Source organism: Paraburkholderia sp. HD33-4 (genome assembly GCF_021390635.1).
Classification (GTDB): domain Bacteria; phylum Pseudomonadota; class Gammaproteobacteria; order Burkholderiales; family Burkholderiaceae; genus Paraburkholderia.
In genome coordinates, this window is the sequence record NZ_JAJEJS010000001.1 from 2,183,871 (window position 1) to 2,210,326 (window position 26,456).

Consider the following 26,456-nt stretch of genomic DNA (forward strand, 5'->3'; position numbering starts at 1 on the left):
CACTGTGAACCCACGTACCGATACCCCTAACGCCGAAGTCATCCTGCCGAAGGCTGGCATCACCGGCCTGTTGATCAACAACGAATGGTGTACGCCAGCAAAGGGTAAAACCCTCGACGTTGAAAACCCGTCCCGCCGCGAAAAGCTCGCGACCATCGGCGCGAGCGATGCCGAGGACGTGAATGCAGCTGTCGCAGCCGCTGCTGCGGCCTTTCCGAAGTGGCGTCGCCTTGCGTCCCGCGCGCGCGGTGCGCTGCTGACCGAGCTCGGCAATCGCGTGACGGCTAACGCTGAAGAGATCGCGCGTGTACTCGCCGCGGAAAGCGGCAATGCACTGCGCACGCAAAGCCGGCCGGAAGTGCTTGGCGCTGCCGAGGTCCTGCGCTACTACGGCGGTGTCATTGCTGAGCAGAAGGGCGAAACGCTGCCGCTGGGCCCCGGCCTTTTCAGCTACTCCACGCGCGAGCCGCTCGGCGTGGTCGGCGCCATCATTCCGTGGAACTCACCCGTTGTGCTGGCCGCCGTGAAAATCGGCATGGCGCTCGGCACGGGCAACACCCTCGTGTTGAAACCTGCCGAGGACGCTCCGCTCGCTGTCATCAAGATCGCCGAACTTGCGACCGGCCTCTTCCCCGCAGGCGTTTTCAACGTCGTCACGGGAACGGGTATTGATGCCGGTGCACCGCTTGCTGCGCATACCAGCGTCGCGAAAGTATCGTTTACCGGTTCGCTCGAAGTTGGAAAACTTGTGGGGCACGCTGTCGCGGATCGCATCGGCCATGCCACGCTGGAGCTCGGTGGCAAGAGCCCGTGCATCGTCTATCCCGACGCTGCAACGCCCGAACACATCGACGCCACCGTCACCGGGATCATCAACGCCATGCGCTTCGCGCGTCAGGGTCAGTCGTGTACGGCCGGCTCACGCCTCTACGTCCACAAGGACGTGTGGGATGCCTTAATGACCAGGCTCGTCGCGAAGGTCAAGGAACTGAAGATCGGCGACTCACTCGATGAATCGAACGATATCGGCGCGATCATCAACGCGGAGCGTTATTCGGAAGTCCGGGCGTTCATCAAGGAAGCGATCGATGCGGGCGCGCACGTTCTGACCGGTTCGTTGCCGCCGCCTGTGGAAGAGGCAAAAGGTTTCTTTCCCGAACCGGTGATCTTTGCCGGCGTCGACAACGCGTGGCGCGTCGCGCGCGAGGAAGTGTTCGGTCCTGTTCTCGTGGCAATTCCATGGTCGGATGAGGAAGAAGTGATCCAGTGGGCGAACGACACCGTCTACGGGCTCGCCGCCTATGTCTTCACCAACGACATCACGAAAGCACTGAAGGCCACCGGGCAGATCGACGCCGGCTGGCTACAGGTCAACCGCGCGGGCGGGCAGATTCCTGGCATGTCTTACGGTGGCGCCAAGCAGAGTGGCATTGGAGCTGAGTATTCGATCGAAGGCGCACTCGAGGCTTATACCTCCCGCAAGAGCGTGACGATCAACGTCTAACGACGGCATCAAGGACGGCCCGGCTATCGACCGGGTCGCCACCAGACTCGACCCTATACAGGTTTGGAGTGAGACGATGAATGCAAATCTGGCAGTAACCACAGAAGGCGCGCACGCCGAGTCGCGCGCCACCTCGACGCGAGCGGCGCTGAGTTCGTTTATCGGAACGACCGTCGAGTGGTACGACTATTTTCTTTACGGAACGGCTGCAGCGCTGGTTTTCCCGAAGGTGTTCTTCAACGAACTGTCGCCCGAACTGGCAACGCTGGCTTCCATGGCTTCGTTCGCAGTCGCGTTCATACTTCGTCCGCTCGGCGGCATGGTCATCGGCCACTTTGGCGACCGTATCGGGCGCAAGAAGATGCTGATCTTCACGCTCCTGGTAATGGGGCTGTGCACCGCGGCGATTGGCTTTCTGCCCTCCTACAATTCGATTGGCAACTGGAGCCCCGGCCTGCTTATTGCGTTGCGTGTGGTGCAAGGATTTGCGCTCGGTGGCGAGTGGGGAGGCGCCGCGTTGATGACGGTCGAACATGCGCCAGAAGGTCGGCGCGGGCTCTTCGGCGCCACCATGCAGATGGGAGTCCCCGCCGGTCTGCTCGTTTCGACCGCCGCGTTTGCACTCGTATCGTCGTTGCCCGACAGCCAGTTCTTTGACTGGGGATGGCGTTTGCCGTTCATCTTCAGTCTCGCGCTGCTGTTCGTGGGCATGTACATCCGCCTTCAGGTCACTGAGCCGGCCAACTTCGAAAAGGTAAAAGCAGCAGGCAAGGTGGCGCGCATTCCATTGCTCGAAGTTTGGCAAAACGAAAAGAAGAAGACACTCATCATGGTCTTCTTCCAGACCGCGGCGAACGTCGGGTATTTTCTGATCACCGTATATGCGCTGACCTATATCACGGGCACGCTGCACCTTCCGCGTAGCGTCGCATCGACGGGACTGCTCATTGCGGCGGTTGTCGACCTGATCATGCAACCGTTCTTCGGCTGGCTCTCCGACAAGATCGGGCGAAAGGTGGTCTACGGGTTTGGAGCGGTCTTCTTCGCCGTATATGCGTTTCCCATGTTCTGGCTGCTCGACACCGGGAATCCGGTGCTGATCACCATTGCACTTTCGCTTGGCCTCGGGATTGGCCACGCCTCCACCGGTTCCCTGCATGGCGTGATCTACGCGGAACAGTATCCCACCCGGTATCGCTTTAGCGGCTCGTCCACGGCTTATCAACTCTCCGGAATCGTCTCGAGCGCGCCGACGCCTCTGATCGCCGCCTGGCTTGTCGCCCGCACCGGCAATTCGATGGCTGTTTCGTGGTACGTCATTGTCGCCGCGATCATCACACTCGGTTGCGTCCTGCTAGTGAAAGAGACGTTCCGCGATCCTATCGATCAATAAGGGCCCGCCTGAAAATGAACAAGACTCACGAACAACTTACCGGCGAGCGAATCGACCGCCTGATGACGGTCGAGATTCGCCCCTTGAACGGAGGACTTCCCGCCGGCTTCGTCGTGCCCATGTACGAGGTTTGCCGTGCTCATCACGGCGAACCGCTCAGTTCGCTTGCTGCTCGCAGACTGGCCGACACCCTCTCACGCGGCGACATTGTTTTCATCGCGACAGGGGCGGGTGTCGCGCCCAAGTTGCCGCAGGGCGAAACAGATGGTCCGGTCGGTGCAGCCGTTCTGGCTCGTGCCCTGATTCTCGCGTTCGACGTCCGGGTCGTGCTGGTTACCGAAGAGGCCCATGCAGCTCCCGTCGCTGCCGTAGCGGATGTTGTGAACGCGGAACTGGCTCAAGAAGATCGCTCGCAGACGATCTCAGTGGTCTCGTTTCCGTTGGGGCTCGAAGCCGGTCATGCGATGGCCGAAGCACTGATGGAAGAGTATCGGCCTCGCGCCGTCATCTTCGTCGAGCGCGACGGCCCGAACCTCGAGGGCTTTTTCCACGGCGTACGTGGTGATTGTCGCAACCCGGAGGACGTAGGACACGTCTATCTGCTCGCAGATCTCGCTCGCAGGCGCGGCGTGCTAACTGTTGGTATTGGAGATGGCGGCAATGAAGTGGGCTTTGGTGCGGTACGCGATGCGATTACAGCGGTACACCCACTCGGCGGCAAATCCCTCGCGGGCCACGCGTCCGGCGTCGTCACGGTAACGGCGACAGATGTTGTTGTTAGCGCTTCTGTTTCGAACTGGGGCGCTTACGCCATCGCCGCCGCGCTCGCGGCGCGAGCAGGAGACCTGAGCATTTTTCACACTCCCAGGCTGGAACACGCTCTCATCGAAGCGACGGTAAAAGCCGGAGCCAGAGACGGGGCCACGTCGAAGGCGGAAGTCGCTGTTGACGGCATCAACTGGGAAGGACATACGTCGTTTGTCGAGCTGCTCAGAAGCATAGTTAGCGTGTCCATCTGAAGGCGCGAACCATCCAGAAATCTCGCAGCACCCTTTTGACTTGACAGGTGTAAGACATGAGTGACGTGAAAGAAATGAAGGCAGTGCTGTCTTCTGACACGGCTTCGATAAAGACGGACAGCTTTGGCAATCCGGTTGATCCAACTGTAGGCTTCGCCCGCGGCTCCATTATTCGCTCGAGCATTGACGAGGCGCTGCGGCTGCGCCACGGCCAGGCCGTGGCCGCGCGTCGCGTAAAAATGTTGGGTGCGGAATCGATTGGCGTATTCACGGGCAATCAGCGTGACTTTCCGATCCACGCCGACGATATCGCGACGCTGTGCGAGGAATGGGTCGGCCCAGGACTGGCTGCCGAAGAGCTACGCCAGGTCGCGATTGGCCATATGGGCGGTCGAAGCGATGACGCCGTCGCCATCTTCAACAGGACCAGTGCGGGTATCATCGCGACAATCGCCGCGCTGGCCGATGGCAAGCCAGTTGTCTCTGTTGTCCCGCCTGGTGGACGCTCACACGCGTCGGTGGTGCGCGGCTCGAAAATTGCGGACGTTCCCGTCCATGAGGTTCAGGGTGACGCGCAGTGGTCGAAAATCATCGAATCGATCCGGCCCGCGCTCGTCGTCATCACGACGGTGACGAGCAGTCTCGAACGCCTCGAGGATCACGTCACCAAAGAAGTCATCCAGTTCGCGCATGCACTGGGCGCCAGAGTCTTCCTGGATGAAGCCTATGGCGCGCGCCTGCGCACCGTGCTCCATGGTGGCCAACTGAGCCTGCAACTCGGTGCCGACATTTCCATCACGAACTGCGACAAGGCGGGCCTGTCAGGGCCACGCGCGGGTGTACTCGTGGGGCGGAAGGAACTCGTGACGGCAGCAGCGGCAAAGGGCGCTGAATTCGGCATGGAAGCTCGCGCGCCGATCGCCGCTGCCGTGTTGCGTTCGCTTCAGAAATACCAGCCAGAAGATTTGCGCCAGGAATCGGCGGCGGGCCAGAAGCTTGCCGAAGCATTGGAACAGAAAATGGGCAAAGACCTGGTCCAGCGTAGCGACCTCGGTCCGATGGTCGACGAGGACGCAGTGCTGCGCGTGATGTTGAAGTTGTCCAGTCGCGCAGATGCAAAGCCGGTCGTTGTCCCCTGCGAGGCAACCTCCGCCCTCGGCATGGTCCTGCTGGAGGACCATGGCATCCTGACCGTGAACACGCACGGTCAGCCTGGCGCCCGTGTCTCGCTGAGGCTGAAGCCGACTCTGGATGCATTGGGACGCACCGGCGGTGTTGACGCGGTTGTGTCCGCCGTCATGTCGTCGCTCGACAAGGTTGCTGCGATCATCCACGACCGCAACGCGATTGCGCGACTGGTTCTCGGGATCTGAACATGACAACAGTCAGCTTTGCTCCCATCGACGAGCGTCTTGATTCGCTCGTCTCTCTTGACCTCGGTGGGCGCGGTGTCGAGCAACTCTATGTTGCGGCCCGGAAGCGCCAGGGTGGTCCGCTCGTGGGTGCTGCGGCAGATGCGCTCGCAGCGATTCCTGACAAGGCGAACGTCTTCGTGACGACAGGCTCGGTATCGCGTGCATGGGTTTCGCCATCCATCGGCGAGAACGATGGACCAGCCGGGCTTGCAGTGGTGGTAAGGGCACTTTCGCTTGCGAAGAAGGCGCTTTGTATCACCTTCGTTGAGGAGACGCTGATTCCGACGACCTCCGCCATTCTCACCAGTGCTGGACTGACTGTGCTGCCCTATGAGCAGGCAAAAATCGCACGCGATGATGGAAGTCTTGCGGTCGTGTGTGTCGAACCATTCCCACTCGACGAAGCAAGGGCCACGGATATTTCGAAGTCCCTCATCGACAAGTATCAACCGGCGCTTTTTTTCTCGACCGAGCGTGTGGGACGGAACGTCGACGGCATCTACTGCAGCATGCGTGGCGTCGACTACGGAATGGGCCGTGCCCGAATAGACTTTCTGTTCGATGAAGCAATTGCGCAGAAGATTCCGACTGTCGCGGTCGGAGACGGCGGCAACGAGATCGGAATGGGTGTCGTGTCGGAAGCCGTCCAGAAATACGTCAAATTCGGCGACAAGCGTCCGGACGGGAGTGCGGGTATCGGTGCGGTGACCGGCACGGACGTGCTAGTGACAGCTGCCTGCTCCAACTGGGGTTGCTATGCAATTGCCGGAGCATTTGCAGCACGGATGAGCAAGGCAACACTTGCGCATAGTCCTGTACTGGAGGCGGCACTTCTGAGGCGAGGGGTAGACGTCGGGCTGATCAACTCGGTCGCCAATGTCATCGACGGCAACGTGGACGGCATTCCTGAGGCGACTCATCTGGCTGTCGTACAGCTTATTTCGACCATCATCTCCCCAGCGTTCAAGTAGTCACTTCCCATTCCCTTCCTACGTATCGACTCGCGATGCGTGGGAAGACATCGCCACGGACGGCTTGCGTCCATTTGCCGTTCATCCCACCTGAATCGTTTGCCTGTCGGCCTTCCCACCCGTCTGTCCTTCGGAACGCCATGGTCGTGCGGGTGGGAGCCACCGCGCGTCATCAGCAAGCGCCTTGCGGTTTTTCGAGCCGGCCATTCCGTAAGAAAAATCAACGAGTACCGTCAAAACATGTCGTCTTTTTTTTCTTTTTGATGCTTCCTATAGTAGAGCCAACTGCTCTCGTCACACGTTGCAGGCCTTTCCGACAGAGCAATTTCGTAGCTCAAATGGCTAAGTTTTCGACAAAAGGTGGATGAAATGAATTCGCATCGTTTAGCGCCGATCGCCCCAGAAGCAGCGGAAATGATTCCCACAAGTGTCACTCGGACTGAGCGAGCCAAAGCACAGCAGAGCTCGCTGTACGCATCGTTGCTGCATGGCCCGACCTCGATGCTCGCGAGCAACGTCAGTGACCGCGCTGATGTCTCTTTCGCAGCAATACTCGGTTATAACTAAACGGGGGGTGTGATGCATCGCATCGTGATTGTTGGAGGCGGAGCTGGTGGTCTCGAACTGGCGACACGACTTGGCGATCGGCTTGGAAAAGCGGGTCGTGCGCAAATAATCCTCGTAGATCGCTGTCCGACCCATGTGTGGAAGCCGTTGCTGCATGAAGTCGCCGCAGGCAGTCTGGACACGCATGCCCATCAAATAACCTACGCTGCGCATGCCCACTGGCACCACTTCGAGTTTGTGCACGGGGAGTTGGCCGGCCTCGACAGGGAGGGACGCACAATCCGCCTAAATGCCATGATGGATAGTGAAGAGCGAGGAGAAGAAGTTTTTCCTGTGCGAGTTCTTAATTACGACACGCTTGTACTTGCGCTAGGCAGCCGCACAAACTTCTTCGGTATCGCAGGCGCGGAGCGTAACGCAATCACGCTGGACACCTTGGAACAGGCAGAGCGTCTTCGCAAACATCTGCTGCAGACATGCGTCAGAAGCCGTGCTCTCGCGTCTGGTGGAAAAGAGGACAGTGTGGGCATCGCGATCATTGGCGGCGGTGCCACGGGCGTTGAACTTGCCGCTGAACTTCGTCGTATGGAAAGCACGTTCCGGCAGTTCGGATTGCTTGCGCCTGAAGGGCAAGGCGTGATGAAAGTCACCCTCCTGGAGGCCGGAGAGCGCATCCTTCCTGTTCTCTCACCGAAGATATCGGAATCGACGCGCACGTCGCTCGAATCGATGGGTATCGAAGTTTCGGTCTCGGACGCCGTGACCGACGTAAGCACCAGAACTGTCCGGACAAAAAGCGGGCGCCTGATTCCTGCAGACGTCACTATCTGGGCTGCGGGGATCAAGGCCCCGGATGTGCTTGCCACACTGGATGGTCTTGCAGTAAATCGCATCAATCAGATCAAGGTAACCGGATCGCTGCAAAGCGAGACCGACGAAAACATCTTCGCCTTCGGAGACTGTGCGAGTTGTTCGTGGACGGGAAACCGAATGGTCCCCCCAAGAGCTCAGGCCGCGCATCAGCAGGCTCTGTTTCTCTTCAAGGCGCTACGCGCGCGTATGGAGGGCTCGGCCGTGGGAGTGTTTCAGTACAAGGACCACGGCTCACTCGTCTCGCTAGGATCTTCGTCCGCTGTCGGAAGCGTGGCCGCAGTTGCAAACATCGGCAACGTATTCGTAAAAGGCCTCGTCGCAAATCTCATGTACGCCGGGCTCTATCAGAAACACCTCATGGCTGTCTCCGGCATGTGGCGCATGGTCGTAGGCCTGATCGCACACGGTCTCCGCCGTGCAGGCGCGCCTCGCGTGAAACTTCACTAGTGAGACCTCCTTGGGCGCTTACCAACCCCGTCTATTGAAGACCGAAATCCATGAATTGCACAGACCCCTGTGAATCTGCGACCGGTGCTCGCATTACAAACAGCAAAGTGACGCAGGGCAAGACCTCCATGGTGAAGGTGGCTGCTGCCAGCATGGCTGGTGCCACTCTCGAGTGGTACGACTTTACTCTTTACAACGCGATGGCGGCACTCGTCTTCAACCGCCTGTTCTTTCCTTCCTTCGACCCCATGGTGGGGACGATTCTTGCGTTCTCGACGTACGCCATTGGCTATATATCCCGACCGATCGGTGGAGTGATATTCGGCCGGGCGGGCGACGAGTTTGGACGAAAGACTGTCCTGCTGGTCACGCTGTTACTGATGGGGATTTCGAGCCTCGCCATCGGTGTACTGCCGACATACGACTCCATTGGCGTGGCAACGCCCTTGTTTCTCGTGAGCCTGGTTTCCTTCGCAAACCCGTGGATGGGCAAGTTTTACTGACCACGATGCGGCGACTGCTGGCAGAACACGCAACTCATCGAGCGCAACGGCGCAGATGAAAGAGGTAGTCAACGGGCCATCTGGTTCCGCGCATGACGCGAGTGCCGAAATCGTTTCGAAGCGCCGGCCTCGTCATACTGCCGAAGTAGCAAAAATTTCTGCTCGCCGTAGTTCCAGCGGCTGCCAGTGGCTGTCGGCAAGTCGACCTGCCGTGATGCGCCAATCAGGTTGCTCAGGTTTGACCGGGGGAGCTCTCGGCCGGTGCTTGCAAGGAGCGGCAAAGCAACCAGGCCTCACTCCTCCTTTCGACATCATTCTTGGAACAGTCGCTGGCACGCACGTTGCATTGGTAAGCGCAACGAGAGGCAGTAAATCTGAATGCGCCTTTTCACTGGACCGAGAGGACAAAATGGCCAGTACCGGAGAGCACTCCTTACGTGTCCTAGTGTCAAGCAAAGGCAAGGTAGTGCTTCACTATCTCGTCACTCAGGACTTCCCAAATCGTGGATGTTCCCTTTGTAACGAACCATGAATCGCCCGTCTTGAAGGTTCGGGCCTCGCCGGTCGACTCGTCGGTGATCTTCACCTCGCCCTTAACGATGGTTGCCTGCTCACTAAACGGATACACGAGTCTGAATTTGCCTTTCGACGTGCCAAAGTACGCCGCCGAGACCGGATCCGTCGGTGCACCGTGGGTGAACTTGCCGTAAGCCTTGACATCGCCATCGCCAAGAATCTGACTGCCCAAAGCGCTAACGCTGCCCCACGAGTCGAGTTCCGAAATGGACGTGCCAAGCTTGATTGAGGTAAGACTCATCGAGATGTTCTCCTTGATTGATCGTGAATAAAGTTCAACGCCGTCCGTGCCAGTAGCCGGACGTCTGATGCATCACTTTCCCTAGTGTGACAAGCACGTTGCGGTACTTGTCCTTACCCTGGATGGTGGCCCGAGGGATCGAGCTCACCAGCCGATACCGCTCTGAGCCGCCCAGGATGCCTTCTGCCAGGATCTTGCAAATAATCTGACTCGGCGTCACGCCGAAGCCCGAGTATCCCTGCACGTAAAATGCATTGGGACGGTCAGGCAGCGTGCCGATCTGCGGAAACAGGTTGAGAGTCGAAGCCATGGGTCCGCCCCACGCAAGGTCGATTTTCACGTCGTTCAGATACGGAAAGACCTCGACCATCAGGCGCCGGTTCCATTCTTTGAGATCATGTGGAATATGCTCGACAAGCGACGTCGATGAGCCGAACAGCAGGCGATTCTCATTGGTGACCCGGTAGTAGTTGATCACCGGTCTGATATCGCTATACGCACCATGAATCGGGCTGATGCGTTTGATCAGCTCATCGCTCAATGGCTCGGTCATCGAGTTGTACGCATAAACGTTGATCGTGCTGCGATGCAACTCGGGCTCGATATTGTTATTGAAACCGTCGCACGCCCATACCAGTTTTCTGGCGGTTACACTGCCCTTGGCAGTGCGCACGCGAATGCGATCGCCATAAGCGATCTCCAGCGCGGGACTGTATTCGAAAATTCGTACGCCATAGATCTCCGAGACGGCTTTCGCTTCTCCGAGCAACAGGTTGAGTGAGTGAACGTGTCCTCCGCCCATATGCAGCAGACCAGCGTGATAGACTTCGGAGCCAATGATCTGCTGGACGTCATTGCCTTCGACGTAGCGGATCTCATGCGGGGAACCGAGAGATTTGAAGTCTTTCTCCCAGCTTCGCAGCGTCTTCGCCTGGCGCGCGTTGTACGCCATGTAGCCGTAGCCGCTGCAGAAGTCCGCATCGATGTTGTACTTCGCGATGCGCTCGCGCATGATCTGCGGACCGAGGTCACTGAGCGCAAAGATCGCCCGCAATCCCTCGTCACCTACATCTTTCTTGATCGCGTCGAGATCGTGCCCGATGCCGGCCATCACCTGCCCACCGTTGCGCCCCGTGCCACCAAAGCCAAGATAGCGCGCCTCCAGCACCACCACGTCCGTGACGCCGTTTTCAGCAAGCTCCAGCGCGGTGTGGATACCCGAGAACCCGCCGCCGATCACGACCACTTCGGCCTGCACGTCGTTCTCGAGGGAAGGAAAGCTCAAGTCGTACTTCTTTGTGGCCGTATAGTACGTAGCCGTTTCATCAGCATGCATCGTCGTTCCTTTGCTTCCTGTTGCGACCGGGGCTTCCGGCGCTGCCCCAGAGATCGTTCGTGATCGGGTACAGACCGGTTACCACATCTTCATTCTGGATGGGCCAATTTGTTTGAGTGAGCACAAATCGGCAAAAGCACTCGTTGATCGCCCGTCGATGGCTCACTCGCTCGACATGGCGGGTCGTTACCCCGAATCAGAAGTTCACTCTGATTCCCGCGAGCACAGCGAGTTGACGATTCGAATTGCTATTAACCAGGTTAGGAATCTGCGCGTAGTTGGCGGTGCCGCCGCCAGATGCACTGGCGCCCAAACCCGTGCCGCCCGCTTGCTGCGCGATGGCTACGGCATACAGTGCGGTGCGCTTCGACAGCAGATAGTTGGTCCCGAGATTGACTTGATGGAAGTGCGTGGAACTCCCGCCGCTGAGCTTTGCGTTGTTGAAGATGTACGCGACGCCGAGTCGCCACACAGGTGTGAGCGCGTAATTCAGGTTGACTTCAGCGATATCGAACGCTACATCCTGTCCACCGGGCGACGCCGTGCTCGCGAAGTACTTACTTTCTTCCAGCCGGGTATGAGTATAGACAGCCGCTACCGTCGCATCGCCCAATACAATCGACCCGCCCGCACCGTATGCCTTGATGGAGCTTGCATTCTGCAGCTGACAGTAGCTAGCGACGGCATTGGCGCAGGAGAAATCGCCGATGTAGCCATTAGCGCCACCAAGCGCGGCGTTAAACGGATCGTTGAGTGTCATGTAACCCGCGCTGATCGACACGGGTCCGTGCGCATAAGCGGCCGCCACTGCATAGCCACGCCGCGTCGCAAAGTTGCCCGCCTGCCCGCCGAGGCTGAACGTGCCGCCGAACGTAAAGCCGCTGAAGTCCGCGCTAGTGAACTTCACCGCATTGTTCATGTTGAAGGCTTCGTTCAGATTGTCGACGTCGCCAAAGTGCGCGCCGTATAGGGTCGCCCAATCATTGCTCGACGCATAAACACCGAGGAAGTCCGAGTACGAATCGTACTGGCGACCCAATCCTACCGTACCGATTCGCTCGTCGCGCAAGCCGACCCATGCCTGCCGGTTGAAGAGCGCGCCGTTCTGCAACATCGCGCCGGTTCCGGTGAGAAACTGGTTCTCGAGGGTAAACGTCGCTTTCAATGTCCCGCCGAGATCCTCGGTCCCGGTGAGACCCCAGCGCGATGGCACAAGGTTTCCGCCGCTCATCTGCACTGCATGGCCGCTCGTGATGGAGCCGTCCGACCGGGTGACTTGCTGATTCGTTGAATATACGACACCCGCATCGACGGTCCCATACAGCGTTACGCTGCTTTGCGCGTCGGCGTGGTTTGTCCAGACGCAGCATAGTGCCAACGAGGCGGCCATCCAGGTCAACTTCATGGGTCGAGTGTTTTTCATGAATGTGGCTTCCGATCGACGTGCGGAGCCCCGCGCGGTCATGCAGAAGCATCCGCGCAAGGGTTTCGAGATGAAGAAAAGGTGCGTTACAGGGAAAAACGCGGGACTGGAGGCGGGATCAGGCTACAGCCAGATAGTGCTTGACGAAGCGCTCGCTCAAGATTTGCCAGCTGATGGGCGCGCCCTTCTCGACGAACCACGCATCGCCTGCCTTGTAATGCACGGAGTGTCCGGTCTCGCGGTTGAGCAGCACGCATTCGCCTTCGAGCACCACCGCCTGCTCGGTAAAGGGATAGTCCATATCGAACTTGCCCTTCGTGCAGGCGAAGTAGCCCGCGCTGACCGATGATGTCGGCGTGCCGAAACTGACCTTCCCGAACGCGAGCACTTCGCCTTCAGTAATCGTCGAACCGAGGTCTGCAACGGTTCCCCACGATTCGAGTTCGGGTATGGGCGCCCCCGCCTTGATAGCCATCATCTGGATGCTCCTTGCGAAATGAGTCGGGCGACGTGTGCGTTGCCCGCTGTGTCGTGATTAAAGGCGTGAACTGCCGAGACGCTCGTAGCCGGCACGATTGCGTCGCTTGAGATTTCGCGCCGCAATCACGCCGGCAATGGCGAAGACCGGCAACAGCGCGGTCAGCGAGTACGACAGCGTGGTTCCCGCTCCCGTCAACAAGGGAAAGTTCACGACGGCGAGTGCCAGCACGGCTGCCAGCGCGAGTCCCGACAGGACCGGAAACACTGCCACGCGCAGAGTGCTTTCTTCACTGGAGCGCAGGCGCCTGAAGAACACGAAAACGGCCGCGGAAGAAAGGACCATCAGCGCCATGATGCAAAGCGTCGCGACGTTGGTGAGCCACGAAAAGAGCGTCAGCACGGGATCGGCATGCATGACGACGAACGCGATGACGACAATCAATGCGATCACCGACTGCACGAGCGAGCCGACATGCGGGCTGCTATGGATAGGATGGGTTCGCCCCAACGCATTCGGCAGCAGACCTTCACGGCCGCTCGCGAAGAAATAGCGCGACGCCGAGTTATGAAACGCGAGCAGACCGGCATAGACGCTCGTGATGAAGAGCACGCTCATGGCCGTAGTCAGTGCGTGATTCGCGTAATGGTCTGACAGCGAGTAGAGGAACGTGGTCGGATCGGCGAGCGCGGACAGCGTCTTCACGATGTCGTCGACGCCGGCGCCGATGATCATGCACCACACTGAGAAGCAATAGAACGCACCGATGAGAAGAACCGAGATATACGTGGCGAGCGGCACTGTGCGCTGCGGATCTTTGGCTTCCTCGCTGTAGATCGTCGTGGCCTCGAATCCGATAAAGGTCGCGAAGCAGAACAGGAAGCCGATCGCGGGCGTCCCGCTCAGGAAGACGCGCGGGGTAAAAGATGCGAAGTTGATACCGTGTGCGCCACCGCTGCGCAGGATCGCGATATCGAGCAGCAGCACAACGACGTACTCGCCCAGGACAAGCAGCGATAGCACCTTAGCGGACAGGTCGATCTGCCGGTATCCCAGCACAGCGATGCTCGCGAGCGCAATGAACGAGTAGACCCACCACGGCGCCTGGATCCCGAAGTGCGCCGAGCCGAAGCCCGCCGCCACGGCGCCAAACATACCGTACAGGCCGATCTGCATCGTGTTGTAGCCGAGCAGTGCGAGCAGAGCGGCCGCACCTCCCGCCATGCCACCCAGGCCGCGTGCGGTGAATGCATAAAAGCCGCCTGCGTTGGTCACGTGACGCGCCATAGCGGTGTACCCGGCCGCGAAGAGCAGCAGTATGACGACGGTGGCGACCAGCAATGCAGGCGTGCCGGCGCCATTGCCGAGCATGATGCCAAGGGGAAAGCCGCCCGCGATCGCCACCAGCGGACCCGCCGCCGAAATGACGAAGAAGACGATGAATCCCAGCCCTAGCGCGCCTTTGCGCAGCTCGGTCGAGGGCGTAGATTCCATAGCGAGGCTCATTGGTTCTCTCCAGATGATTCAGTATTGATCGATCCGCGTCGAGGAATCGCTGAAGCGACTCTCGAGCAGCGACGTGTCAGTAGAGAATTTAGAGAACCCAAATATCTACCGGCAGCACAAATTGGCAATGTCCAATCGGTCCAGGGTATATGCCTACCCAAGGATGGGTTAGCTGAGGCATTGCGCGAGCCAAGCCACGCGAGACAGCCCGCGAGGAGCACGCATATCGAAAGGAGAACGAAGGGGGCGCCTCAGAATCGGCGCTGTGTTTGCGACGGAAGTTCGCCGAAGAGGTCGCGGTATTCGCGGGCGAAGTAGCTCAGATGCGAGAAGCCATAACGAGCGGCCGCGTCGCCGATCAATAGCTCTTCCGCACAGGTTGAGCGCAACAGACGACGTACCGCGTTCAACCGCATCGCGCGCAGATATTCGACGGGCGTCACGTTCGCGACTCGCTGGAAGCTGGTCTGCAAGGTACGGCGGCTGCACCGCAGCGCACTGCAGAGGTCGAGCACGGTGACGGGCTCGTGGGAGTTCTCGCTTGCGATGCGCTCGCAACGTCTGACGATATCGCTGTAGGTGGCGTGGGTCAGATCATGCTCCGACGCGCCGCTCGAGACTTCAAGCAAGCCGAGTAGCACGCTCAGCACTTCGTCCCGAAAGCACTTGACCGATGCAGGATACGCGAGAGAAGACGGCGTGGCTTCGGCTGCATCGAGGAAAGGAACGAGGCGTTGTTGCAACACCTGCGCAGCTCCTTCGGAGACCGGAATAACCTTACGCTTCCACTGCACCGCGACGTCTTCTCCGACCGTAACGGCAACCAGCTCGTTCATTTGCTCGAGGGGCAGGCTGACGCCGACGTAGTGCATCGCTTCTGGCGTGTAAAAGCGAAACTCTTCGCCCGGGCTGAGCAGCATCAGCGCGAAGCCGTCGACCCTTTGCCCTTGGAAGGTGCCGATGAAAGAAGGCGAAAGCGGTACCGCAATCGAGGCAAAGCCGGACGGAGACACTCCCGCCTGCACAACGCGCCGATTCGTCGACTCGCGAAAAAAATGGAACTCCGACGACGTGGCCTCGACTACCTTGCTTTCGAAGTGTCCAGGTGTCATCTGCCGGTAGACCTGCTCCCAGCCGCTAACAGCAAGCGAATGGTCGTGCACATCGACGAGTGAGCTGATCTTGAAGTCCATGACTGCGCCTCCTTGACTCCGCTATTCTAAGACAGGATCAGGCTGTCGGCTCGCTCGTCAAAAGCACTTGTCAACGTTGCCCGGATGATGACGTCACCGGATGCCCAAGTCGTTTGCGCACTTTCAGTGTGCGATGCAAACGGACTTCGTTTCGGTGAACGCTTCGACCGCATATTTACCGAACTCACGACCGATACCCGACTGCTTGTAACCGCCAAATGGCATCGACGGGTCGAGCGGGACATGACTGTTCACCCAGACGGTGCCGGCCTCGATCTGCGAAGTAAGATTCATCGCCGCGCGCAGATCGTTCGTCCAGAGGCTCGCGGCGAGTCCATACGGAGAATCGTTGGCAAGTCGCAATGCTTCCTGCGGATCGTCGAACGGCACGAGCGCCAGCACGGGTCCGAAAACCTCGTCGCGGATGATCGCGGCATCGACGGGTACGTCCACGATTACCGTGGGACGGACGTAGTACCCGGGCTGGTCCACGGGCGTACCGCCCGCAAGAAAGCGCAATCCATCCGCTCTCGCCCGTGCAATATGCTCTTCCACGCGAGCCCGGTGATGCGACGAGACCAGTGGATTGATCTGAGCGGCGGGATCCATGCCCGGTCCAAGCGTCATGGAGCGCGCCACATCGGCGAGTCCGTCGGCAATCTGCCGGTACTTGCTGCGATGCACGTAGATGCGCGAGACAGCTGCGCAAACCTGGCCCTGATTCAGAAAGCCCCCCGCGAGCGCACCTTGCACGGCCTGGTCGACGTCAACGTCGGCAAGCATGATGGCAGGGTTCTTGCCCCCCAGCTCGAGCGAAAACCGGGTCATATTCTGCAGGGCGGCCGCGCCAATCAGCTTGCCCGTCGGCGTCGAGCCCGTGAACGAAATCTTCGCGATGCCCGGATGCGATGACAACGCCGCGCCGCAATCCCTGCCCCCTGTCACGACGTTGAAGACGCCCGCGGGCACGCCTGCTTCGATTGCGAGTTCTGCAAGTCGAAGCGCCGTGAGCGGCGTCTCGGGTGATGGCTTGATGACGATGGTGCAGCCCGCAGCGAGCGCCGGAATCAGCTTCCATACGGCGATCATGAGCGGGAAGTTCCAGGGCACGATACCGGCGACCACGCCCACCGCCTCCTTGCGCGTAAAGGCGGTGTATCGTGCGCCCGGTGGAAACGGGATAGATACGTCGAGCGTTTCACCTGTGATCTTCGTGGCCCAGCCAGCCATATAGCGCACGTACTCCACCGTCGCACCGACTTCGATCGCGCGTGCGATATTGATCGACTTGCCCTGGTTGAGCGTTTCCAGTTGCGCCAGCTCTTCAGCATGCGCCTCGATCACGTCCGCGAGACGCAGAAGAATGCGCTCTCGCTCAGCGGGGCGCAGCCCGCTCCATACCCGCTTGCTGAACGCTTCACGCGCATTCGATACCGCGCGATCGACGTCGGCGGCATCCGCGTCGGGTACTGTCGTCAACACTTCACCTGTCGAAGGATCGAAGACGTTGAGCCGCCGCGCGGAATGCGCCGCACACGACACGCCATTGATGAACTGGCCGAGCTCCCGTCCGAGGAATGCCCGGACGCGTTCGTCGATATCGATTCTGGTCTGATCGGTCATAGTGGTGTCTCCTGTCTCGCTGGTTTGTGACCGGACTGATGAATGCGCGTATCGACGCGTAGCCCGGCTCCTTCGGCGACTTTAGCCGCGGCAATCCGCGAGCGTTAGCGCAAATCGGCATCGACTAGCGATCCGCAGGTAAGCGTTCATCATCAGCCGGATCTGTACCGATCTTTGTCGCCGCCAAAAAGGCAACGCTCGAACGGCTCGCCTTTGCGGAAAGGCCGCTCCTGCATCAGTGCGGCTTCGGCGGCGTTGACCAGCATAAGCATCGCGAAACGCTCGCCATCGACATGCGCGACGATCGCGAAGCTGCGCGGGTCGAAACCATGATTGAAACGGGGATCGCAGGCAACGATATCCTCGTCGTCATGCAAGCCCTTGCAGCGCGCCCCGTCCACGATATTCCAGCTCTGCGGCAAGCGCAGCAGTACATCGGACACGTCTTCCTCGCGGGATATAACGCTCGCGCAACCGTGCGTGCGACGCTGGAACCATCGCGGCGTGCCGTCCGGCTCGACGGGCAAAGCAGCCAGTGCAAACAGCAACATGCCGGAGTCGGCGCAGTCCGATCCGGGACTTTCGGGGGTGAACAAGTCGATCATGTCGAATAGCTCCTCCAAGGGCGCGTAACAAAGCGACTTACGATGGAGCAAGCTTAGGCGCGGCTCAACCCGCGCCGATAGCATGAATCGGCAAAACAAGCCCTTTCAGGCCGTCGGCATGATTGGCCCTCATAGTCCCGTACTTGCCCGCAACGGCGCTTTGACGCCCGCCATCAATGCGACGCCGCTAACGACGAGCAGGGCTGCCAGCAGGTAGAAGGCCAGATCCATGCTCCCTGTGCTGGTGCGGATTTGGCCGATCACCCAGGGGCTCACAATTCCGCTTGTGATGCCGATACTGCTGATAAGCGCGATGCCGGACGCTGCAGCGTTACCCGACAGATAGCTGGGGGGCACGGCCCAGAAGATCGGCAACGCCGCGAAGATCAGCACCGCTGCCGCCGAGAGAATCGCGAGCGTTACCGGAAAACTGTTCAGATGAAGTGTCAGTGCAGCCAGTGCGATACCGCCGCCGACGGTGCAGAACGCGAAATGTTTGCGTCGCTCGCGCAGACGGTCGGAACGCCGCGCGATGAGTATCAGCCCGATCGCGCCGATTGCATTCGGAATCACTGTGTAAAGACTCACCTGCACGACGTCCTTGATGCCGAAGTCGCGGATCATCAGCGGCATCCAGAAGTTGAGCGTCAACGAAGCACACGTCAGCGAGAAATAGACGAACGCGAAGAGGTAGACGCGCGGGTTCAGCAGCGCCGCCGCGAAGCTGCGGGTGTCGTGCGTCGCTGCTTTGTCGTGGTCTTGTGTGCACAACGCGATGAGGCGCGTCTTTTCGTCTTCGCTCAGCCAGCGCGCGTCGCGCGGCTTGTCGACCAGATAGAACAACGCAACGAAGCCGAGCACGATAGCGGGCGCACCTTCCAGTGCCAACATCCATTGCCAGCCGAACAGCCCCATCACACCCGTCATATCGCGCATGATCCAGCCAGACACCAGTCCGCCGAGCACGCCCGCCACGGCCACGCCGGCGAAGAACACCGACATCACCGCAGCGCGGCGATTTGCCGGGAACCAGTACGTCAGATAAAGCACGATGCCCGGAAAGAAGCCAGCCTCGAACACGCCGAGCGCAAAGCGCAACAGATAGAAGTGCATGGGCTTCGACACAAACATCATGCACACCGATGCAATGCCCCACAGCAGCATGATCCGCGTGAAGGTCCTGCGCGCGCCGAATTTCGCGAGGAGCATGTTGCTCGGCACGACAAACGATACTGGATAGATACTCAGAATATAATCGAGTTTTGGACCCGGTTTTTCGAGGCTCAAACTCATGGCAAAAACACTCAGAAAGCTTGCCCAGCAAGCCCCGCAGCGCCAGCCGCACCTGTTCCTGTACGGCCGGTTCAGCAGCCAGAAGCAGGCTGTCGGCGACAGCGAACGCCGCCAGATGCAGTACGCGCGCACATGGGCCGCGCAGAACGGCTATGTGATCGATGACAGGTTATCGATGTTCGATCACGGCCTGAGCGCGTACAAGGGCGATCACGTGAAGAAAGGCGCGCTCGGCGTCTTCCTCGACGCCATCACCAAAAAGGGGTTCGTGCAGCCCGGCGACGTGCTGCTGGTTGAATCGCTCGACCGCCTGAGCCGCGCCGAGCCCATCGACGCGCAGCGCCAGTTCTCCGACATCGTGGACGCGGGCGTGACGATCGTCACGGCCAACGACGGCCAGCGCTACAGCCGCGACCTGCTCAGGGAGAACCCGTCGCCGCTGTTCCTCGCGCTCGCCGTGATGATCCGGTCGCACGAGGAAAGCTCGACCAAGGGCAAGCGCGTGCTGGCCGCCGCGCGGCGGCAGTGCGAGCGCTGGATCGCGGGCGATCACAGCGGGTATGTGTCAGTCGGGCGCGATCCGTTCTGGGTCCGGCGCATCGACGGCGCGAGGCGCTTCGAAACCATTGCCGAACACGTGCGCGCGGTCCGCGCACTGATCCGTCATTTCAAGGCCGGTCTCAGTCCGATGCGTGCGCTCGAAAAGCTCGCGGAGTCGGGCATGACCCTGCCGCCCGGCCTGAGCAACGCGAGTCGTGCCCATGCGACGCTCGGCTCGCGGATGCTGCTCGGCGAGCGCGAAATGGTTGTGGACGGCGTGACCTACACGCTTGAGGGCTACTACCCGCAGGTCGTCACCGAGGTCCAGTTCGCCGAACTTCAGCACCTGCGCGCCCAGCGCGGGCGGCGCGTCGGCAAGGCATCGATCGTGCCGCTGTTCACCGGCGCACGGGTGGCGTTCTGCGGCCACTGCGGCGCGGCGGTCGCGAGCCAGAACGTCATGGGCCGCAACCGTCAGGCGAGCGGGGCACCGCAGGACGGCCATCGACGGGCCGTCTGTACCGGCGCGACGGCGGTGCCCCGGTGCCCGGCGGGTAGCTGCTCGATCGTGCCGATCGAGCGCGCGATGATGATGTTCTGCGCAGACCAGTACAACCTCGACTCGCTCGTGGCAGGCGACGAGGACGTGAGCGGGCCGGTTGCGGACAGGCTCGCGCGCGCCCGCGAAACCGTCGCGAAGCTCGAACGCGAGATCGGCAACCTCAATCACGGGCTCGCCGAAGCCGCGGGGCAGGGGCTGACGCTGCAGTCAGTGATTGCGTCCATCGCGCAGCGTGAGGACCAGCTTGCCCTCGAACGCAAAGCCGTCGCGGCGCTCGACAGCGAACTGGCGGTCGTGCGCAGGCTGCCGGTCCCGGCATCGGCCGAGGCATGGGCGAAACTCACGGCGGGCGTACACGCGCTCGATCCCGACGCGCGCCGCGAGGCGCGCCGGCTGGTGCTCGACACGTTCGCGAAAGTCGAAATCCACATGCACGGCTTCCGTCCCGTCGCCGAAGGCGAGACGCCGCCCATCGGCATGGTGCTGGTGAGCAGGGTCGGCGTGTCGCGTCGGCTTGAGATCGACCGCAGGACCGGTGCGCTGCTCGGCGGCGTCGATGCGGACCGGAAGAAGGTCAGGGTCGCCCGCGCGAAGGCCGACCGCGCGAGGCGGGCCGCATGAGCGCCGACCGCATTACCGAGACGCTCGTGCTCGAAGCCGTGCGCATCATCGAGCAGCGCGAGGCCGACGCACATCTTGACCGGGTCATCCAGATGCTGTTCGAGGGCGGCGAGCGCGAGCCGCTTGACGCACTCGTCGTCATGCTCGGCCTGACGCGTGCGCTGCGTAGCCCCGAAGGCCGGAAGATGCTGGGTGCATCCCGCAAGGGACGTCGCAAGGAAGCACGCTTTGAGTCAGTCCAGTATTTCAGGGGCGGCGCTGTTTTTGAGGTCGTGCGCTGCTTCAGCGAGGGCGAACTGACGCGCGCTGCTGCGCGCGAGGCGTTGGCTGAACACGTGGGCGACGCCAATATCAAGACCCTTAACGCACTGCTCGACAGTCTTTGTCGGCACTTCAATCTTCCCCCTCCAGCCTGATCCCTTCGGACCAGACCATCCAAAATAATCGACCGGTTATTTTGGTACGCATTCTGTTTTCCGCTCGCCTAGATTGCCTTCTGACACCCGCTTGAAACAGGTGAAACATCAGGAGCAAATCGCTATGACGAACACATCACGGACGTGGCGCCCCGCTCTGGACGTGCATCGGGAATTCTGCACGACGGACCCGAACGGCAAGCTACTCGGCCTGAAGGGCAACCAGAACTCGCTGGACAATCTGCTACGCAAGCACGGCCAGTTGCTGGAAAGACTCGACGTGATACGCCACAGCCCCGCAAGCAACCGGACCATCGCGGACCCGGATCGCTTCGGGCTGGTCGTGTTCGAACTGCTGACGACCGGTTCGCCGCCCGAGGGAACCACGACAGCGGCTGCTGCCTGAGCCAGCGGGCCGATCATGACAGCAGATCGTCCCATCATCAGCGCGACCGCCATGCAGGGGCTGCGCATCGAGACCGCGAAGGGCCAGCCCGCCACGCTCGCCGTGATCGACAGCGAGGGCCATGTCCTCGACAGCGGGCCGCAACTGGCCGAACAGGTCTGGACGCTCGCGCTCGACGCGTATGAGGCCTTTCTCTTTGCCGAAGGTGCACTGCGCGTCTACGTCCCCCCGTCCGACGCTTCGCAGAACGAACCACAACACGCGGAGGGCGACAGGTGACACCCGAAAAAATGCCGACCACAGACAACCTCGTCGATGTGTTCACCCTGCCCGTGCATCCGTTCTCCGCGATGTTTCCCATGCTCGACGACGAGCGCCTTGACGAGATGGCTGAGCGTATCAAGCAGAATGGGCTGATCTACCCCGTCGCGCTCGGCAAGGTCGCACTGGTGGAAGGCGAGCCGCCTGTGTTGTGCGTGATCGATGGTCGCAACCGTATCGAAGCGTGCAAGCGTGCTGGCGTGACACCGGATTACATCGTGCTTGCCGATGACGAAGATTTGGACGCCTATATCGCGGACATGAATTTCGAGCGGCGCTCGTTGAGCAAAGGCCAGCGGGCCATGCTGATTGCGGTGGGCTACCCCGAGCAGCGCACTTATCCGGGCCAGAAGTCCGAGTCCAGAAAAGCTATCGTTTCTAAAAGCATTTCCAGCGCCCGCGTCTCACAGGCTCGCGCCGTCCTGCGTTACTGCTCACACTATGTCGATCTCGTCATCGCTGGCTCGATGGGCCTCGATGCCGCCTACGAGGAAGCCACGCGCCTGAAAGCCGAGGCGCAGGACCGCGACCTTCGTATCGAGAAGCTGCGCGCCGAGGCACCGGACCTCGCCGCTCTCGTGGGCGAGACGCTCACACTCGCGGCAGCAGAAGAAGCCGTGCGAGAGCGGCACAGGCAGGCCGAGTGCACGCTGCGCGAGACCGTGCAACTCGTCGATGACATGGACGCGTTGATCGCGCGCATGAGCGGAGAGCAGGCGCTCGTGATCGCGAAGCGCTACGTCACAAAGCGCGACCACTTCAACACGCCTGTACCCGAAGCCGCCGCGCTCTGGATCGCCGCACTTGATCGTCTGAAAGATGCGCTGCGCGAGGGAACCCAAGGGGATGCGTCATGAGCGCCGGTCGCAAGGTGCACGCAGAGAACCTGAGCGCCCGCGAAGAAGCCGAGCGCGAACTCGAACGGTATCCCTTTCCCGACAAGCGGCAGGCCGTGGCGTTTGCCCTCGTGCGCTTCATCACCGACGACAGCCGGACCGTGTGGCCGTCCGCACTTCGCGTCGCGCATCGCGCGGGTGTCGGCCACGATACCGCGCAGCGCGCACTGGCCGACTTCGACCGCACGGGCCTGACCGTGCGCGTCGAGGCAACCGGCGACAGGGGCGGGTCGATCGTGCGCCGCATCGACATTCACCTGCTGCACGAACTCTATCCCGGCAACGTCGGCTGGGATGAATTCAGTGCCCGCGAACCGGGCAGGAAACCGAAGCAGCCCGGCAGGGAAGTTGCCGCACCCAGCGGCAACTTCAACGGCACCGAAGTTACCGCACCCAGCGGCAACTTCGATCACAGTGAAAGAGGGAAGTTGCCGCAAATGGATACCGAAGTTGCCGCTTCTGAAGATGGAAGTTGCCGCTTTTGGGATTCGAAGTTGCCGCTTTTGGGTGCCGAAGTTGCCGCTGGGTGCGGTATGAGGGTTTTAGGGTTTGAGGGTTTGAATCAGGGATCAGAGGGGCCCTCAGTCGCCGGGCGGGCTGTCGGCTTTGCTTCGCAAAGCTCGACCTCTCACTCACCCGCCGCACCCGGACGCGATGCAGGAACGGCGGCCGATATCGCAGCACTCGCGCAGGCGCTGGTCGATGCGTTCTTTGCGCAGTGCGGGTCGAATCAGCGTCGCAAGGTCGAGGACGGATGCCTGAACTTCGCGAAGGACGGCGCGAGCGTGGAGGACATGCGCGCAGCGATCAGGACGTTGGGCGGGCGCGGGGCCAGATGGGGGGCTGTAGCCTGCGAACTCAATGGCACGATGCGCAATCGCAAATCCGTCGTCGAATACTGGCACGCCAGCACCACGGAGACGTGCGAGGCCGCCCGCGCGCTGGAAGCGATCTTCGTGAAGTACCTCGAAAGGCCCGCGTACACCGCGAACCGCCACCGATCCGAAATGGGCCAGTGGCTCTGCCGCTGCGCCTCGTGGCAAAAGATCGACGAAGCAACGTTCGAGGCCGCCTGCCGCGATGTGAAGAAGGCAGCCCACGGCAGGACGCTCACGTGGAAAAGCGTGCGGGCAGCGCTCGATGCATTGAGCAAGGCGCGCGATAGCGGCAAAGGTTTTTTTGACCGGCCCGCCCGTGCGGCGGGCACTTACCGGATGCCGGGTAATGACACGCGGCACTAGCAGACGGCGGCGCACGTGAACGGTGAAGCCGAACTCGAAGCGCGCCTCTATGCCTTCCTGCGTGAACGGGGCTATCCCATCGCGGGCGACGGCAGCACCAACGAGGCGGGCACAGCGGCGTGTCTCGGTTATGCGTCGCGCTCGACGCTTGCGAAGCAGCACGCAGGCGGCAAGCTGAACTTGCCCTATCGCATGTCCGGCCGCTCGCGATGGTATGCGGTAGCCGATATTGCGCGATACCTGTCGGACTGGCGAAACGGGTGAAACGGGTGAAACGGGTGAAACGGGTGAATCGGGTGAAAGCGGCGGTTTGTCTGCGCGCTGCCGTCAACCATGCTTCATGCACGACCCGCACGTTGCGGGCCGCTCGCGGGGGCAGACAATGGACCGGTACATTTTCGCGAAGGTGATCCGCGCGCTCGCCGTGGGCGGCGAGGTCAGCAACGCACGCGCGTATGCCACGAACGCCTACGGCGCGGCATCGCCCGCAACGCAATGGCTGGCAACGAAGGCTGCCGCGCTGGCAACCGGCAACATCGATGACCCGGATGGCCTTGGCCTGTCCGCGATTGGCGACTTCGTGACGCTGGTGCAGCGCGAGAACCTGATCACGAAGATCCGCGACGCGCTCGGCGGCAGCGGTTTCCGCGACATGGTGCCGTTCCGCGCCGTCACGCTTGAAACCGATATCGCGGGCGCAAGCTGGACCGGCGAAGGTGCATTGAAGGTCATCGACACGAACACCGCCTTCGGGCTGCAACGCTTCGGCGTGCACAAGTGCACGGGCATCCTGATTGCGACCGCCGAACTGGTCCGGTTCGTGAACGAGCGCAGCGACGCCGTGCTGGAATACGCACTGGCGCGCGCCGTGGCCAGCGAGGTCAGCCGGACCTTCGCGGGCAACAGCGCGCCGTCCGATGCGTCGCCGGGCGGCATCTTTCACGGCGTCGATGCGGTTGCATCCAGCGGCGATATCGAAGCCGATGTTCTCGGACTGCTCGACGGCTTCGCGGGCGATCTGTCCAGTGCCTGCTTCATCATGCCGCCCGCGCTCGCGGCACGGCTGAACCTGCTGGGTCACGACGCGATCGGTGCGACGGGTGGCTATGTCGCGGGCGTTGCGTGCGCAACGAGTAACGCGATTGCGCCCGGCGTCGTCGGACTGCTCGATGCGCGCGCGGTGCTGCTGTACGAAGGTCCGGTGCTGCCGGACGTCACCGGGCAGGCGATCGTGAGTGTCGACGACGGGAGCGGGCCGCGGATGCTGCCGGTATGGCAGAACGATCTGTACGCGCTGCGGGCTGAACAGTTCATCAACTGGCAACTGTCCGATACGGATTACGCGCGATGGGCAAGCGGCGTGGCAGGCATCAGCAGGACCGACGCACCCGCAACGAAACGCACGAAGCAGTGAGGCCACCATCATGTGCATCTGTGCCACGGGCGAACATTGCGCCTGCTACGGCAGCGAAGCGCAGTATCACGCCGAGCGCGCATTGCAGGCGCATTTTTCTGCCATCGAGCATGAAGTGCTCGACGTGCTGCTCGACGCAACGCCCGACGTGTCACCGCTCGCGCGTTGCCTCGTGGCATTGATCGACGCCGACCCGGTGAGCGTGGTGGACGTGCTGGCGACAAATGGCGGTATCTACTGGTGGCTGTCTGGCAGCGGCGCGCAGTATCACGCGCAACTCCGCGCGTGGCCCGCTGTCAGGCTGGTGGCATGACCTTCTGACAGGGGAGTATCACACCATGAGACAGACCGACATCCAGCGCGCCAGCACGCTGCTCACGATCCGCAGCGCAAACGAGGACCTGCGCGAAATCAGCGGGACCGCATCGACGCCGACCCCGGACCGTTATGGCGACGTGATCGTCCCGACGGGCGTGAAGTTCTCGACGCCGCTGCCGCTGCTGGTCGCACACGATCACACCAAAAGCGTCGGCAGTGTCGTGCTCGGCGCGGTGTCGGAGTTCGGCGTTCACTTCAAGGCCGTGATTGCGAAGATCGAGCAGGACGGACCGCTGAAGACCCTGTGCGATGACGCATGGCAGGCGGTGAAGACAGGCCTTCTGCGAACGGTCTCGGTCGGCTTCCGGCCGCTCGCGGCGGAGCCGATGGAGGGCGGCTGCGTGCGCTACACGTCATGGGAGTGGCTGGAACTGAGTCTCGTCACGGTGCCCGCGAACAGCGAGGCCACGATCACCGACATGCGCAGCCTGACGCCTGCCGAGGCGCTGGTCGAACGCACGCTGGCCGAAGATCGTCTGCGCTATCCGCGCCGCACCGCAGCCGATCCGGTCCATGTCGTGCGGCTGCACGACGACGACGGATAGTCCCGTCGCACGTGGCGGGACTCAAAAATATCCACGTGCATCTGCGAGTGTCGGATTGGCCGTGCGGCGTGGTGCACCGCACGGCCTTTTGTTGCGCCTGCCATGAAGACGGGTTCAGAATGTTTGCGCGAGCAACCTGTCGGAGGCTGT

The 26,456-nt window shown here is 61.2% G+C and carries 25 protein-coding genes and 1 pseudogene; 17 read left to right on the forward strand and 9 right to left on the reverse strand.

What is annotated here, in order from left to right; all coding sequences use genetic code 11:
• The first annotated feature begins 4 nt into the window (after positions 1–4).
• From L0U84_RS09610 to L0U84_RS09640, 7 genes are all read left to right on the forward strand, one after another.
• Complete coding sequence (locus tag L0U84_RS09610) at positions 5–1,504, forward strand: aldehyde dehydrogenase family protein (protein WP_233849486.1); 1,500 nt, start codon at positions 5–7, stop codon at positions 1,502–1,504.
• A gap of 76 nt (positions 1,505–1,580) precedes the next feature.
• Entirely contained in the window at positions 1,581–2,897 is a 1,317-nt protein-coding gene (locus L0U84_RS09615) for an MFS transporter (protein WP_233849488.1), read from the forward strand.
• Positions 2,898–2,911: 14 nt separating this feature from the next.
• A complete protein-coding gene (locus tag L0U84_RS09620; protein WP_233849489.1) occupies positions 2,912–3,916 on the forward strand; it encodes a glutamate cyclase domain-containing protein in 1,005 nt (334 codons plus the stop codon).
• A 56-nt stretch (positions 3,917–3,972) separates the two neighbouring features.
• Positions 3,973–5,289: an aminotransferase class I/II-fold pyridoxal phosphate-dependent enzyme gene (locus L0U84_RS09625; protein WP_233849490.1), complete on the forward strand. Its 1,317-nt coding sequence runs from the start codon at positions 3,973–3,975 to the stop codon at positions 5,287–5,289.
• Between the two features lie 2 nt (positions 5,290–5,291).
• Positions 5,292–6,302: a glutamate cyclase domain-containing protein gene (locus tag L0U84_RS09630; protein WP_233849491.1), complete on the forward strand. Its 1,011-nt coding sequence runs from the start codon at positions 5,292–5,294 to the stop codon at positions 6,300–6,302.
• Between the two features lie 579 nt (positions 6,303–6,881).
• Entirely contained in the window at positions 6,882–8,189 is a 1,308-nt protein-coding gene (locus L0U84_RS09635; protein WP_233849493.1) for an NAD(P)/FAD-dependent oxidoreductase, read from the forward strand.
• A gap of 50 nt (positions 8,190–8,239) precedes the next feature.
• On the forward strand, positions 8,240–8,692 hold the full coding sequence (locus tag L0U84_RS09640) for an MFS transporter (RefSeq protein WP_442793986.1): 453 nt from the start codon (positions 8,240–8,242) through the stop codon (positions 8,690–8,692).
• Between the two features lie 448 nt (positions 8,693–9,140).
• On the opposite strand, the gene L0U84_RS09645 is transcribed toward L0U84_RS09640, so the two are convergent.
• The 9 genes and pseudogenes from L0U84_RS09645 to L0U84_RS09685 all read right to left on the reverse strand — a co-directional run.
• Positions 9,141–9,509 (reverse strand): cupin domain-containing protein, encoded by a 369-nt coding sequence (locus tag L0U84_RS09645; RefSeq protein WP_233849495.1) that lies wholly within the window; start codon positions 9,507–9,509, stop codon positions 9,141–9,143.
• 34 nt (positions 9,510–9,543) lie between these two features.
• The gene (locus L0U84_RS09650) at positions 9,544–10,845 is read right to left on the reverse strand and encodes an NAD(P)/FAD-dependent oxidoreductase (RefSeq protein WP_233849498.1); all 1,302 of its coding nucleotides are present in this window, start codon (positions 10,843–10,845) and stop codon (positions 9,544–9,546) included.
• Positions 10,846–11,041: 196 nt separating this feature from the next.
• Complete coding sequence (locus L0U84_RS09655) at positions 11,042–12,250, reverse strand: porin (protein ID WP_233851991.1); 1,209 nt, start codon at positions 12,248–12,250, stop codon at positions 11,042–11,044.
• A 136-nt stretch (positions 12,251–12,386) separates the two neighbouring features.
• A complete protein-coding gene (locus tag L0U84_RS09660) occupies positions 12,387–12,746 on the reverse strand; it encodes a cupin domain-containing protein (RefSeq protein WP_233849500.1) in 360 nt (119 codons plus the stop codon).
• Between the two features lie 57 nt (positions 12,747–12,803).
• Positions 12,804–14,252: an APC family permease gene (locus L0U84_RS09665; RefSeq protein WP_233849502.1), complete on the reverse strand. Its 1,449-nt coding sequence runs from the start codon at positions 14,250–14,252 to the stop codon at positions 12,804–12,806.
• 251 nt (positions 14,253–14,503) lie between these two features.
• A complete protein-coding gene (locus tag L0U84_RS09670; protein ID WP_233849504.1) occupies positions 14,504–15,445 on the reverse strand; it encodes a helix-turn-helix domain-containing protein in 942 nt (313 codons plus the stop codon).
• Positions 15,446–15,568: 123 nt separating this feature from the next.
• Entirely contained in the window at positions 15,569–17,068 is a 1,500-nt protein-coding gene (locus tag L0U84_RS09675) for an aldehyde dehydrogenase family protein (protein WP_233849505.1), read from the reverse strand.
• Positions 17,069–17,220: 152 nt separating this feature from the next.
• Positions 17,221–17,691, reverse strand: coding sequence for a hypothetical protein (locus L0U84_RS09680; RefSeq protein WP_233849507.1), 471 nt, complete (start codon positions 17,689–17,691; stop codon positions 17,221–17,223).
• Between the two features lie 111 nt (positions 17,692–17,802).
• Positions 17,803–18,894: pseudogene (locus L0U84_RS09685) on the reverse strand (MFS transporter); the annotation flags it as partial.
• A 70-nt stretch (positions 18,895–18,964) separates the two neighbouring features.
• On the opposite strand from L0U84_RS09685, the gene L0U84_RS09690 reads away from it, so the two are divergent.
• The 10 genes from L0U84_RS09690 (at position 18,965) to L0U84_RS09735 (ending at position 26,306) form a co-directional block, all read left to right on the forward strand.
• Positions 18,965–20,689, forward strand: coding sequence for a recombinase family protein (locus L0U84_RS09690; protein WP_233849508.1), 1,725 nt, complete (start codon positions 18,965–18,967; stop codon positions 20,687–20,689).
• A complete protein-coding gene (locus tag L0U84_RS09695; protein ID WP_233849509.1) occupies positions 20,686–21,105 on the forward strand; it encodes a hypothetical protein in 420 nt (139 codons plus the stop codon). Before L0U84_RS09690 ends, L0U84_RS09695 begins: the two co-directional genes overlap by 4 nt.
• Positions 21,106–21,229: 124 nt before the next feature.
• Positions 21,230–21,511 (forward strand): hypothetical protein, encoded by a 282-nt coding sequence (locus L0U84_RS09700; protein ID WP_233849510.1) that lies wholly within the window; start codon positions 21,230–21,232, stop codon positions 21,509–21,511.
• Between the two features lie 15 nt (positions 21,512–21,526).
• Complete coding sequence (locus tag L0U84_RS09705; RefSeq protein WP_233849511.1) at positions 21,527–21,790, forward strand: hypothetical protein; 264 nt, start codon at positions 21,527–21,529, stop codon at positions 21,788–21,790.
• Complete coding sequence (locus L0U84_RS09710) at positions 21,787–22,689, forward strand: ParB N-terminal domain-containing protein (protein WP_233849512.1); 903 nt, start codon at positions 21,787–21,789, stop codon at positions 22,687–22,689. Before L0U84_RS09705 ends, L0U84_RS09710 begins: the two co-directional genes overlap by 4 nt.
• Positions 22,686–23,969 carry a hypothetical protein gene (locus tag L0U84_RS09715; RefSeq protein ID WP_233849513.1) on the forward strand — a complete coding sequence of 428 codons (1,284 nt, stop codon included), beginning with the start codon at positions 22,686–22,688 and terminating at the stop codon, positions 23,967–23,969. Before L0U84_RS09710 ends, L0U84_RS09715 begins: the two co-directional genes overlap by 4 nt.
• A gap of 15 nt (positions 23,970–23,984) precedes the next feature.
• Positions 23,985–24,233: a hypothetical protein gene (locus L0U84_RS09720; protein WP_233849514.1), complete on the forward strand. Its 249-nt coding sequence runs from the start codon at positions 23,985–23,987 to the stop codon at positions 24,231–24,233.
• Between the two features lie 118 nt (positions 24,234–24,351).
• On the forward strand, positions 24,352–25,383 hold the full coding sequence (locus tag L0U84_RS09725; protein ID WP_233849516.1) for a hypothetical protein: 1,032 nt from the start codon (positions 24,352–24,354) through the stop codon (positions 25,381–25,383).
• Between the two features lie 10 nt (positions 25,384–25,393).
• A complete protein-coding gene (locus L0U84_RS09730) occupies positions 25,394–25,696 on the forward strand; it encodes a hypothetical protein (RefSeq protein ID WP_233849518.1) in 303 nt (100 codons plus the stop codon).
• Positions 25,697–25,721: 25 nt separating this feature from the next.
• The gene (locus L0U84_RS09735) at positions 25,722–26,306 is read left to right on the forward strand and encodes an HK97 family phage prohead protease (protein ID WP_233849520.1); all 585 of its coding nucleotides are present in this window, start codon (positions 25,722–25,724) and stop codon (positions 26,304–26,306) included.
• The last annotated feature ends 150 nt before the right edge of the window (positions 26,307–26,456 follow it).

What these genes read in the sequence shown, in the direction of transcription:
- L0U84_RS09615 (WP_233849488.1), top strand. Translation starts at nt 1,581, where the DNA reads ATGAATGCAAATCTGGCAGTAACCACAGAAGGCGCGCACGCCGAGTCG.
- L0U84_RS09620 (WP_233849489.1), top strand. Translation starts at nt 2,912, where the DNA reads ATGAACAAGACTCACGAACAACTTACCGGCGAGCGAATCGACCGCCTG.
- L0U84_RS09625 (WP_233849490.1), top strand. Translation starts at nt 3,973, where the DNA reads ATGAGTGACGTGAAAGAAATGAAGGCAGTGCTGTCTTCTGACACGGCT.
- L0U84_RS09630 (WP_233849491.1), top strand. Translation starts at nt 5,292, where the DNA reads ATGACAACAGTCAGCTTTGCTCCCATCGACGAGCGTCTTGATTCGCTC.
- L0U84_RS09635 (WP_233849493.1), top strand. Translation starts at nt 6,882, where the DNA reads ATGCATCGCATCGTGATTGTTGGAGGCGGAGCTGGTGGTCTCGAACTG.
- L0U84_RS09640 (WP_442793986.1), top strand. Translation starts at nt 8,240, where the DNA reads ATGAATTGCACAGACCCCTGTGAATCTGCGACCGGTGCTCGCATTACA.
- L0U84_RS09645 (WP_233849495.1), bottom strand. Translation starts at nt 9,509, where the DNA reads ATGAGTCTTACCTCAATCAAGCTTGGCACGTCCATTTCGGAACTCGAC.
- L0U84_RS09650 (WP_233849498.1), bottom strand. Translation starts at nt 10,845, where the DNA reads ATGCATGCTGATGAAACGGCTACGTACTATACGGCCACAAAGAAGTAC.
- L0U84_RS09655 (WP_233851991.1), bottom strand. Translation starts at nt 12,250, where the DNA reads ATGAAGTTGACCTGGATGGCCGCCTCGTTGGCACTATGCTGCGTCTGG.
- L0U84_RS09660 (WP_233849500.1), bottom strand. Translation starts at nt 12,746, where the DNA reads ATGATGGCTATCAAGGCGGGGGCGCCCATACCCGAACTCGAATCGTGG.
- L0U84_RS09665 (WP_233849502.1), bottom strand. Translation starts at nt 14,252, where the DNA reads ATGAGCCTCGCTATGGAATCTACGCCCTCGACCGAGCTGCGCAAAGGC.
- L0U84_RS09670 (WP_233849504.1), bottom strand. Translation starts at nt 15,445, where the DNA reads ATGGACTTCAAGATCAGCTCACTCGTCGATGTGCACGACCATTCGCTT.
- L0U84_RS09675 (WP_233849505.1), bottom strand. Translation starts at nt 17,068, where the DNA reads ATGACCGATCAGACCAGAATCGATATCGACGAACGCGTCCGGGCATTC.
- L0U84_RS09690 (WP_233849508.1), top strand. Translation starts at nt 18,965, where the DNA reads ATGGCAAAAACACTCAGAAAGCTTGCCCAGCAAGCCCCGCAGCGCCAG.
- L0U84_RS09695 (WP_233849509.1), top strand. Translation starts at nt 20,686, where the DNA reads ATGAGCGCCGACCGCATTACCGAGACGCTCGTGCTCGAAGCCGTGCGC.
- L0U84_RS09700 (WP_233849510.1), top strand. Translation starts at nt 21,230, where the DNA reads ATGACGAACACATCACGGACGTGGCGCCCCGCTCTGGACGTGCATCGG.
- L0U84_RS09705 (WP_233849511.1), top strand. Translation starts at nt 21,527, where the DNA reads ATGACAGCAGATCGTCCCATCATCAGCGCGACCGCCATGCAGGGGCTG.
- L0U84_RS09715 (WP_233849513.1), top strand. Translation starts at nt 22,686, where the DNA reads ATGAGCGCCGGTCGCAAGGTGCACGCAGAGAACCTGAGCGCCCGCGAA.
- L0U84_RS09725 (WP_233849516.1), top strand. Translation starts at nt 24,352, where the DNA reads ATGGACCGGTACATTTTCGCGAAGGTGATCCGCGCGCTCGCCGTGGGC.
- L0U84_RS09730 (WP_233849518.1), top strand. Translation starts at nt 25,394, where the DNA reads ATGTGCATCTGTGCCACGGGCGAACATTGCGCCTGCTACGGCAGCGAA.
- L0U84_RS09735 (WP_233849520.1), top strand. Translation starts at nt 25,722, where the DNA reads ATGAGACAGACCGACATCCAGCGCGCCAGCACGCTGCTCACGATCCGC.